At 52.0% G+C, this 9,674-nt stretch carries 8 protein-coding genes; 4 read left to right on the top strand and 4 right to left on the bottom strand.

Going from position 1 to position 9,674, the window contains the following annotated elements; genetic code table 11:
- The first annotated feature begins 398 nt into the window (after positions 1-398).
- From H6F80_RS26275 to H6F80_RS26285, 3 genes are all read left to right on the top strand, one after another.
- Positions 399-2,864 (top strand): hypothetical protein, encoded by a 2,466-nt coding sequence (locus tag H6F80_RS26275; protein WP_190794469.1) that lies wholly within the window; start codon positions 399-401, stop codon positions 2,862-2,864.
- Between the two features lie 164 nt (positions 2,865-3,028).
- Entirely contained in the window at positions 3,029-3,145 is a 117-nt protein-coding gene (psaI, locus tag H6F80_RS26280) for a photosystem I reaction center subunit VIII (protein ID WP_088891588.1), read from the top strand.
- A 64-nt stretch (positions 3,146-3,209) separates the two neighbouring features.
- On the top strand, positions 3,210-3,716 hold the full coding sequence (locus H6F80_RS26285; RefSeq protein WP_242067582.1) for a photosystem I reaction center subunit XI: 507 nt from the start codon (positions 3,210-3,212) through the stop codon (positions 3,714-3,716).
- A gap of 81 nt (positions 3,717-3,797) precedes the next feature.
- Here the strand turns inward: H6F80_RS26285 and H6F80_RS26290 are convergent, their stop codons facing one another.
- The 3 genes from H6F80_RS26290 to psaK form a co-directional block, all read right to left on the bottom strand.
- Entirely contained in the window at positions 3,798-4,364 is a 567-nt protein-coding gene (locus tag H6F80_RS26290; RefSeq protein WP_190794470.1) for a GNAT family N-acetyltransferase, read from the bottom strand.
- Positions 4,364-5,569 (bottom strand): site-2 protease family protein, encoded by a 1,206-nt coding sequence (locus H6F80_RS26295; protein WP_190794471.1) that lies wholly within the window; start codon positions 5,567-5,569, stop codon positions 4,364-4,366. Before H6F80_RS26295 ends, H6F80_RS26290 begins: the two co-directional genes overlap by 1 nt.
- A 129-nt stretch (positions 5,570-5,698) precedes the next feature.
- Positions 5,699-5,968 (bottom strand): photosystem I reaction center subunit PsaK, encoded by a 270-nt coding sequence (gene psaK / locus H6F80_RS26300; protein ID WP_518523658.1) that lies wholly within the window; start codon positions 5,966-5,968, stop codon positions 5,699-5,701.
- 289 nt (positions 5,969-6,257) lie between these two features.
- Here psaK and H6F80_RS26305 point away from each other — a divergent pair, with 289 nt between their 5' ends.
- Positions 6,258-6,488 (top strand): hypothetical protein, encoded by a 231-nt coding sequence (locus H6F80_RS26305; RefSeq protein ID WP_190794472.1) that lies wholly within the window; start codon positions 6,258-6,260, stop codon positions 6,486-6,488.
- A gap of 99 nt (positions 6,489-6,587) precedes the next feature.
- Here H6F80_RS26305 and H6F80_RS26310 read toward each other — a convergent pair whose 3' ends face one another.
- A complete protein-coding gene (locus H6F80_RS26310) occupies positions 6,588-9,215 on the bottom strand; it encodes a sigma 54-interacting transcriptional regulator (RefSeq protein WP_190794473.1) in 2,628 nt (875 codons plus the stop codon).
- Positions 9,216-9,674: the final 459 nt, after the last annotated feature.

Consider the following 9,674-nt stretch of genomic DNA (forward strand, 5'->3'; position numbering starts at 1 on the left):
TGTTGGGCTAGCGGGTAATTTTCGGCGATTTGTCGGGGAACCGTGTAGACTATCTGGATATTTAGGGCGCTCGTTGCAGTAGTTAATCAGAAGTTAATCAGAGAGGGGTACGCCCATTGCCGTTTGTGGAGGAGGGCTTTCGGATCACGATCGCGAACCCGGAAACATCTTTAGGGGGAACAGTACAAGCTTTGACAAGCTCTCAGCCCTGTTTCAACAATCTTCATCGAAGGCAAAACAGATTACGATTTGCTGAGCGCAGGGGAGTTACTGGTTAACAAATGGCAGCAACAAGTCCAATTCCCTTGTGGATCGTGTAATCTTTTCTTCCGTAGGCTCGGCTGAATCTGAAAGTTAGTTCGGACATCTCGAACATAAGGGACATAAGAGGATTGGACATGGCGTTCTGGGAATTTTTGCTGCAAAAGGATGGCGATCGCTCTTGGCTGCCACTGGAATCTCCTACGGTGGAAATTTTGGAGGGGCGATATCGCGTGGTCGGTCGCTCTAGCCGCATCAATACCCCGATCGAAATTCGGATTGCTCATGATGTCCTCACCGATGCTGTAACAGTCCGCCGTACCCAGAAGCGATCAGGCTGCACGAATCAGGATGGCCTGGTGGTGATTATGCCCTTTACCCAGCTTCAGCCGGGGGACTGGGAACTCTACTGCACAGGCGACCTGATGGCAGACATGATGGGCGAAGGCTGGCAGTATGGCGTGAAGCTGCAAGTCTTGCCGATCGTTGAGGAAGCGGAAGCTTGGGAACTTGACTCACAACCCGCTGCTCATCTCCCGACCCTTTCCGTTGGGTTTTCGAATGCGGCTGCCTTGTCATCACCCCCCCTTGCTATCCCATTTATCGCTGTCCCAGAAACGCCGGTCGAAACGCCAGTCGAAACGCCAATTCTCCAGCCTGCTGCATCGCTGGTTTTGGAGGATACGGAGCAGCCTGTTCTGGCTGAATCCCAGCTTAATTCTGCTGAGGGCGAAGGCTCCGAAATTCCTTCACCGGAAGTCATCCTGTCCGAAGCCCTGCCACTGCTCAGCCTGCATCTGGAACAGGAAATGTATGTCGTGCGGCGCAGCGAAGCTCTAATCCTGCGCGGCGAGATTGGTTCAGCTACCGTAGAGTCGCCAGAATTGCCGCTTCAGATACGGGTGCGGCTCTATGCGCCCCAAAATTCTCAGGTGCTGTTTGACCTGGTTTATCCGCTCAGTCCGGCTGCGCTGCCGATCCCGTTTACCTGCACGGTGCCGCTTCCCCATCACTACGAAACCTACCTGGTGCTGGGAGAAGCGATCGTCGAGCTAACTTCTGCAAGCGGCACAGAGAAAATCACCAGCCAGTCCTTCAAAGTTACAACCGACCTGCATGAGCTGCTGGAATCGTTTGCTTCGCAGTTCTCCGAAGGAGGCAACGGCAATAGCGTTACCGATTTGCCCGACGTACTACCACCCCTGGAAGCCATTTCGCTGCCCTCAGAGCTGCCTGGTTTTGCTCAACCTACCGTGCCGCCAACAGTTCAGTTTCAGCCTGCCCAATCGATATTGCCGCCTCAACTGAGATCGATGTCTCCTGAACAGAAGGAAGCGACTAAAGAGCGACGGGCGATCGAGTTGCCAACCTTTGCTCAGGAACCTGCTGCTCAGGAAGCCATTCCTCAAGAAACCATTCCTCAAGAACCTGCCCCTCAGGAACCGCTGCAAGAATCCCAGTCAGTTCCAGCCAGCACCACAGAATCAGGGAAGTCCGCAAACACGCCTGCTCCGGTCATCGATAACCTTTCTATTACCGAGCTATTTCTAACTGAGGTATCAGGAACGGCAAATCATTCTCCTGAAATTAGCGTTGCCGAGAGAGGCATTGAGCCTACTCAAAGGGATTTCGTCAGCAAAGCATCGCCAGATTCAACAACTGAAACCGCTCTGCCCCAAAATGCCCCTTCTGCCCGGTTGCCGCAGAATGGAACGGGCACCACATCGCCTCAGTCCAGTAAACCCATCATTGACGACACTGATCCAGCACTCGATTGGCAGCACGTTGACCTCCAGAAACCTCGCAAGTCTGCTTCAGAAGCTCCCCTCGCTCCCGAAGACATCGCCTTTCGATCGCTCAACTTGCAGCAGCGTTTTTTGTCGCGCTTACAGTCCCTTGCCAGCGACAGTCAACTTTCTGCCGCTCTCCAGACCGATCAGACAATTCCTGCTCAGCCCAATGAACCCAACGCCATTGAATCGCCAATCACCTCTGTGTTTGATCCCAAACCGTTGTCCCAGGAAAATCGCACTCAGCCGATCGGTGAAGACGCACACCTGGCGCACGATGAGTTTGTCATTGATGAAGGCTGGGAAGAAATGGAAACGATGCAGCAGTTAGCGCGAGGCGCAACTCCAAAGGAACCGCCCCTGGGGGGAACCGCAAAGCATTCGACCCCCTCAAAGTTCTGGCAAACTGCGTCCCAATCTCCCCCAACGTCCGGATTAACCCTCTCACCCGACGAGCCTTTGCCCGTTCCCGTGCTGCGTCTCCCCAGTGAAAACCTGATGAGCGGCAGTTCAACGCTGGTGCTGGTCAAGTTGCCCGACTGCCCGGCAAAGCTAGCGGTCAAGTTGTGGCTGATCGATCGCCAGAGCCGCCTCCTGCTAGACGGACCCCATTGGCTCACCGATTTTACCCCTGACGGCTTTGGACAATGGATGAACCGCATCGAGCTATTTCTGCCCCAGGGCTACCTAGAAGTACAGGTCGAAGCTATTAGCGTCGAAATCATGACCCAGCGCGAAAGCGAAAAAACAGTCGAAGCCCGATCGATCGAACCGCCCCTCTCCCAGTTCACCTACGACTCGATCGACGTTTAACCCCCCTCTTCATCTCCCTATGCCCTCACCCCTCCTCGTCTACCCATTCTCTCTAGATCACAAATTCCCGGTTGTTAAAATTTCTTAGCAGTCCGGCTTTTGCACTCAATTCACAGTACATTTGGCACAGGAATTCGTTGTGTAAACGAGGAGAGATCTTAAGCATGGCAGCTTCTTTCTTGCCTTCTATTCTGGTTCCGATCGTCGGTTGGGTGTTTCCGGCTGTGGCGATGGCATTTCTATTTATCTACATCGAGCGCGAAGATCCAAGCGGGATTTAATTTCCAATTGTGTTCTCAATTCCATTCATTCCATAGATAAAGCAGTTTCTGGAGACAAATCAACATGACAAGCGTTCCTTCAAAAGCCAATATGGAGGTCGTTAAGCCTGCGGATGATCCTCAGATTGGCAACCTGGCAACGCCGATCAATTCATCTGCGTTCACGAAGGCTTTGATTAACAATCTGCCTGCTTACCGGGCAGGTTTGTCGCCTCAGCGTCGTGGACTGGAAATCGGCATGGCACACGGCTACCTGCTGTTTGGACCGTTTGCGTTCACCAGCCAATTTCGTAATACTGGCGTTTCCGATATCGTCGGTTTGATCGAAGCCGTGGTTCTGGTTGTCATTCTGACCGTTTGCCTTTCCCTCTATGCAGGCGTAAATCCGCTAAAGCCAATTAGCACCGTTACCACACCAAAAACGCCCAGCAATCTGCAAGATTCAGAAGGCTGGAGCGAGTTTGCAGGAAGCTTCCTAGTGGGCGGGATCGGCGGCGCGGCGTTTGCCTACATTGTGTATGAGATCTTCAAGTCGGGCGTTCTGGAAACCTTCGGCAATCTGGTGCAATAAAGCTGTGCTTTAGATTGAGAAGGATTTTTACAGCAAGGGGTTTCTGCCCCTTGTTTTTGTTTTATGCCACGACAAAAATCCCTACCATTCCTCGCGCAGAATCGACATTAGCACGACGTCCTCAAACACGCCCCACTTGCGAACGCGCTGCCGCAAAACACCTTCCTGCACAAATCCCTTATTTCGCAGCATTCGCCCACAAGCTGAATTTCGTGCCATGTGATAGGCATAGAGCCGATTCAACCCCAGCTCGAGAAAGCCATACTGCAAAATTGGCGGCAGCACTTCGCTCATATAGCCCTGATTCCAGGCACTTGCGACCAGCCAAAAACTCAGCTCCGCCTGAAGATGCTCTTGATCGATCTCACGAATCTCGATCGCCCCGATGAACTGCTGCTGTGCCGCCTGCTCAATTGCAAACACGACGGCTTCCCCAGCCTCAAACGCCGATTGCTGCCGACTGATATAGGCTGCGGCTGCTCCTGGTGGATAGGGATGCGGAATCGAAATCATCGTGTCACCAATGGCCCGATCGCTCAACGCTTGCTGAATTGTGGCGGCATCGTTTTCTAAAAGCGGACGCAGAATCAGTCGATCGGTGGTCAGCACGGGCTGAGGTTGAAGAGAGACAGAGAGATGTTCGCCCATTATCGATCGCCACCTGCTGATTTTGCGATTTCTTGAAGCTGTAATCCGGGTGGAAATGCCCCTTCTTCTTTGATGCGATTAATCACGTCTTCGGGAAGGGCAATTTTGAGTTTTTCTGCCAGTGCCCGGACAATATCACCACGATCGATCACGCCTGCCACCGCACCTGCCGGAGAGAGTACCGTAATTCGGCGCAGGGTTTCAGTTTCCAGGCGATCGATTACTTGGATTAAAGAAGTATTTTCAGCAACAGCAGGAATCTCACTGAGCGGATCAACCAATTCCTGCACAGCTGCACTGTCCCATGAACTGCGCTCGATCGTCTGCATTCGCTCTGGAGCTACCAGCCCGCGATAGCGTCCATCAGCGGCAGCGTAGTAAACAGTGAGTTTCATTTCGTTCAGCAGGTATTTGTCTGCAAACTCGCGCAGGGTCATCTCGGCTTCAACAACCCGAAATTCGCGTGTCATTGCCTGGGCTGCTGTGAGCTGAGCTAATGCTTCCTGCAAATCCGTCACCCGACTGTAGGTACTCGCGTTCTGCACCCCAAACCAACCAAGTAGTGCCAGCCACAGATAGCTCAGTTGCATGGTTGAGAAGAAGGAAAAGATGCCCACAATCACTGCTGTCCAGGCAAGGGTCTGCCCTGCACGAGCTGCCCAGCGAACGCCCTGTGCCCGGCTTCCGGTTGCCTTCCAGACGGCTGCTTTTAACACCTGTCCGCCATCCAGGGGCAAGCCTGGAATCATGTTAAACAGGGCTAATACAAAGTTGATTCCTGCCAAGTTGCCGATCACGGCTTCGGCAGGTTCGGGCAGGGGCAGTGCCAGGCGTAGCAGCGACAGCACAAGAAAAATGCTGAAACTCACGGCTGGACCCGCGATCGCCACCTGAAATGCCTGCCCTGGCGTTTTCGATTCCTGCTCGATCGAGGCAATGCCGCCAAACAGAAACAGCCGGATTGAGGTGACGTTGATGCCCTGCGATCGGGCAATTAAGCTATGCCCCAGCTCGTGCAGCAGCACAGAGCCAAACAGCAGCAACGCCATCGCAAATCCGGCAAACCAGGGCAGCAATCCTCCCCAACCTTCGCGCTGCCAAATCGTGCCGTACTGAAAAGAAATCAAAGCCAGAATCCAAAACCACGATTGATCAAGCAGCAAAGGAATGCCAAAAATCCGACCAACCTGCCAACCTGACCTCATGGCTGCCATCCTGCATTATGTCTACGATTCAATTTTACAAATATTTATCGTTAGACGGGGCGCAGCAACAGGCAAAACCCTGGCGTGAAAACCGTGCTCCAAACTCTGTTATAAAACGCCAGCGTTCGACTATAAAACACCAGCGTTCGACAAACCCAGGATCATCCCTGCCCCCAAAATATGACCAAAACTCGCGGTGGCAAGCAGCTCGGGCAACCCAAACCCAGTAAACATGGCAGGCATTTCACCGGGCAGCTTGGGTCCAACGCCGCGATATTGAATCGCGTAATAGCCGATCGCAATTGCAAACAAATTGCAGCCAATCATCACGATCGCCACGCTCGGCGACCACTGCACAGCGCGAGGTGCAACCTCGGCAAGAAGCATCTGATAAACCACAGTCTTTTCTCCTAGCTTTGGATAAGCGTTTGTCGAATCAGCGTTGAAACAATGTTGAATCAAGACAGACTATAAAGAGTGTCTGACAACGAACTAGCTTTTGTTTGAAGAGTTAACAATTTGATAATTTGCTTTTACAATTCTCTGTCTAAATTTCGCCGCAAAGGATCCTTTCGGGTGAAGTCAGAAGTTTTGCGATCGATATGATGGTTTGTATCGTGTTTTACTGACGTGCTTCATAACGATTTGCTTCAGCACGAACCCCCATCGATGCTAGAGAGTTTCAACAATGGTAAATACTTCAACGAATGCTTCAACAGGTAGATGGACAACCCCTTCCATTTCGCCTCAGCAGATTATTCAACAAATTCTTTATTCTGGTCGAATTACCACCACTGAGCGCCAGTGGCTTCTGCAAGCCGGAATTTCTGAACTGCGATTTTCTGAGACGGAACTGGCGCAGCTTCGGCTGATTCACGATCGGCTGCGGATGGGATTGATTAAAGTGATTGACATCTAAATCAGCAGCAGATCTACCACCAGTAGCAAAAAAGATTGAGCTGTGATCGGTCATCAGGCATTTGTAAGTCATTCAGCATAGATGACCAACGATCAGTGGCTAAAGGATAATCTGCCACAGCAGCACGGTCAAACCGCCGATCGCGAAATGCTGCAACAACAAATTGGCGATCGGCTGGCGGGCAATTTTTTGCGTCAGCACAACGCTCAGCAGCGCAGCAGCGAATAGCGTTACGCCCTGAAGAAAGGCAATCACTGCCGAATCTGCCACCACTATGGGCAAAGGCACGGTGATTCGATCGCCTAAACCAAACGTGGCAACCGTAACGGGCAGAATTCGTCCGGCTTCGGTCAAGCCTAGGCGGAGATAGTGCGCCAAACTGCTGCCCAGTACGAGCGGCAAATAGCCATACGCCAATTCCAGAAAAGGTCGAGGTTTGAGCGATCGATCCCCCCAGCGCATGAGGCGATCGGCACACAAAACCACGATCGCTGGAAATAGCAGTGCTGCGACAGAAACAATGGTGTGAATGCCGAAGTTGCTGAGATTGAGGGGAAGATGAAAGCGATCGGCGATTTCAGGTAAACGATGCAAAAATACTGCACCAAACAAAAGCAGCAGCAGCGCAACTTCTGAGTAGCTCGGCTGATGGGTTGTCCATAGTTCGATGCCCGGCGGACGTAGATTTAGCTCGACCGATCGGTGGGGGCAGGCTTTGAGACAGGTCATACACAGCACGCAGTCTCTGTTGTCTTCAAGCTGCGCCGGATGCGAATAAACTGGACAGCCCCCTGTTTCCAGCCCTTCTCCCTCCGCAGGACCGCCTTTATAGCAGTGATACGTGTTACAGGTCGCTGCACAAATTCCTTGCTGCGCCCGCAGCTCAATTATTGCCAGTTTGCCAAATAGACCGTTCATGCCGCCGATCGGACAAAGGTAGCGACACCAGAAACGACGCTCAAACAGCAGCGAAAAAATCACCGCTCCGGCAGTAATGAGCAGCAGCAGACAGCTTGAGAGATAGGCAGTATTTTCTAAGTTCCACAGTTCCTCCCACAGCAGAATCAGGGCAAACAGCCCAAATAAAAACCAGCCGCCCCATCGCTCCGCAGGCTGTCTTGCCCAAGGCAGCAGTTTACGCGGAAACAGCTTCAGAGAAACCTTTTGCGCCAGTTCACCGTAAATCATAAACGGACAAACCGCACACCAAACCCGTCCCACAAATGGAAACAGAATCAGCATCAGGGGCCACCACCACGCCCAAAACAGATTCAGCACAAAATTTTGGTCGCGGCTTTGCGGACCCAGCCAGCCGATCGCCACAGCTGCCGCAAATGCCCAGAGTGTGAATCCGTAGTTAATGCGATCGGGCCACCACTCGCTTCTCAAAAACTGCCGCAGGCGCGGATAGGTGTTGAGCAAATTTAGCCGAAACCGTTTGCTCTTGCTGCTCACTGCCCAGAATACTTCTTCGGTTAAAACGAGCGCACCGTTCGACTGCACGATCGCCCTGGTCACTAAATTTTCTAGTTCAGTCAGGTTTCCGGGAAAGTCATATCCTTGCAGACGACGCAGAGCTTCGGGCGCGACCTCAGGTTGAGACAGTCCCCGTGCTCGACAGGAGAGGCTGATGTAGTATTTCACCTGCGCTTCGATATCGGCTTTACGAACCCGCAGTGGGGGCACTTTGATCGAATGCTTGATGCATCTTTGGCGATCGCTCCGCGCTGCGGCACTCCGCGTAGCGGCAAGCCGATCGAGTTCAGGCATTGCTTTCTCAGAGGTCATGATGATTCGCGCCTCTGATTTTTGCAGCGCAGGTTCCGGTTCCCCCTCACGAGGCATTGGCGTATATTCCCCGGAGGCAAGCAGGCGAATTAGCTTGGGCTTTAAGTGCGCGGGAAAATCCTGAATATTGTTCAGCATCAAAGTTCCCCGCCCCAGCCATGCCAGCAGTCCGGGTTTACCGCCTGCTCGCCCAAATAGATCTGTGCCGCTGACCTGAAGCGCATCGCAGTTTATTTTGATCAGCGGCTGCTTGCGATCGGCAGAGCCAAAGTGAATCAGCGCAGCAATATTATCTTTGCCCAGTCCGGGTTCGCCAAAAATCAGCGCGGGAGCACGATCAATCGTTGCCTTCTTAATATCCTGCCGCAGCCGCATAGCATACCGACTGGAGCCAATAATGCCCCGCCTCACTCTAGGAACAAGATAGGGACGCAGGGCAGTCTGTCGCTCTTGCTCAAACGCAAGCTGGGAAGTGACCTGAGCCAGTTCGGCGGCAAGCTGGCGCGTAAAAGTTAACTGAATCTCTGGATAGTCCTGCACGAGCTGCAAAAAATCCGATCGCGGGATTTGCCAAAGCTCACAGTCGTCGAGCGTGACAATGGTTTGCGTTACAGGCTGGTCGAGCAATAGCTCTTTCAGATGCAGAATCGACCCCGGCAGCAAACTGCTTGCCCGCGCCACACTATTAGAACTGGTGTGATAAGCCTCCAAATGTCCCGACTTAAGCAGATACAGCGCGGCGGGTGGCGTGTCCTCCAGCACCAGTCTCCGATTTGCCTGCACAAATTCCACCCGAAGCTGTGAGGCGATCGTGGTCAGGACTGCATCTGACAAAGCAGTCAGCGGAGTCTCCTGCCGCAACCACTGCACCCGCTGCGAAACCGTTTCGGGTGTGGGGGAGTCAGCCGCAGTTTTTAGTTCCGGGCGATCAAATTCCATATCCCTTGTCTCCCAACGATCGCTGATTAAAACCCTCTTCCCAGAATAATCAGTAAATTAAAAAATCCTGAATCTATCGCAGTTCCTCTTTCCCCGTCACCCTATTCTCGCAGGTTCAGCCAACGATGCAAAGCAGTTTCTCCTAATGTTAAACAGAATTAATTTCTGCCTCGGATCTGTTTATTCATCTTATTCATCTGCTGGTTGATTTATTTATTCATCTAAACTATTTTTGCATCTGTCAATGCCTTTATTTCACATCACATTTCCCGTCCTAACCCAGTTGCGCTTAATGTGCGCTTTTCTATTATTATTTAATAGGGTGTAACAACCCAAATTTCAAGAGTAAATTACCAAAACCACTCGAAAAGAAACATTTTTCAAAATTGAACCCAGCTTGAACTGAAACAAGAAATCATAGGTTTGATTGCCCGCTATTCATCTAATTAAAAGCGGATT

It is taken from the genome of Leptolyngbya sp. FACHB-711 (assembly GCF_014695615.1).
GTDB lineage: Bacteria > Cyanobacteriota > Cyanobacteriia > Elainellales > Elainellaceae > Leptolyngbya_A.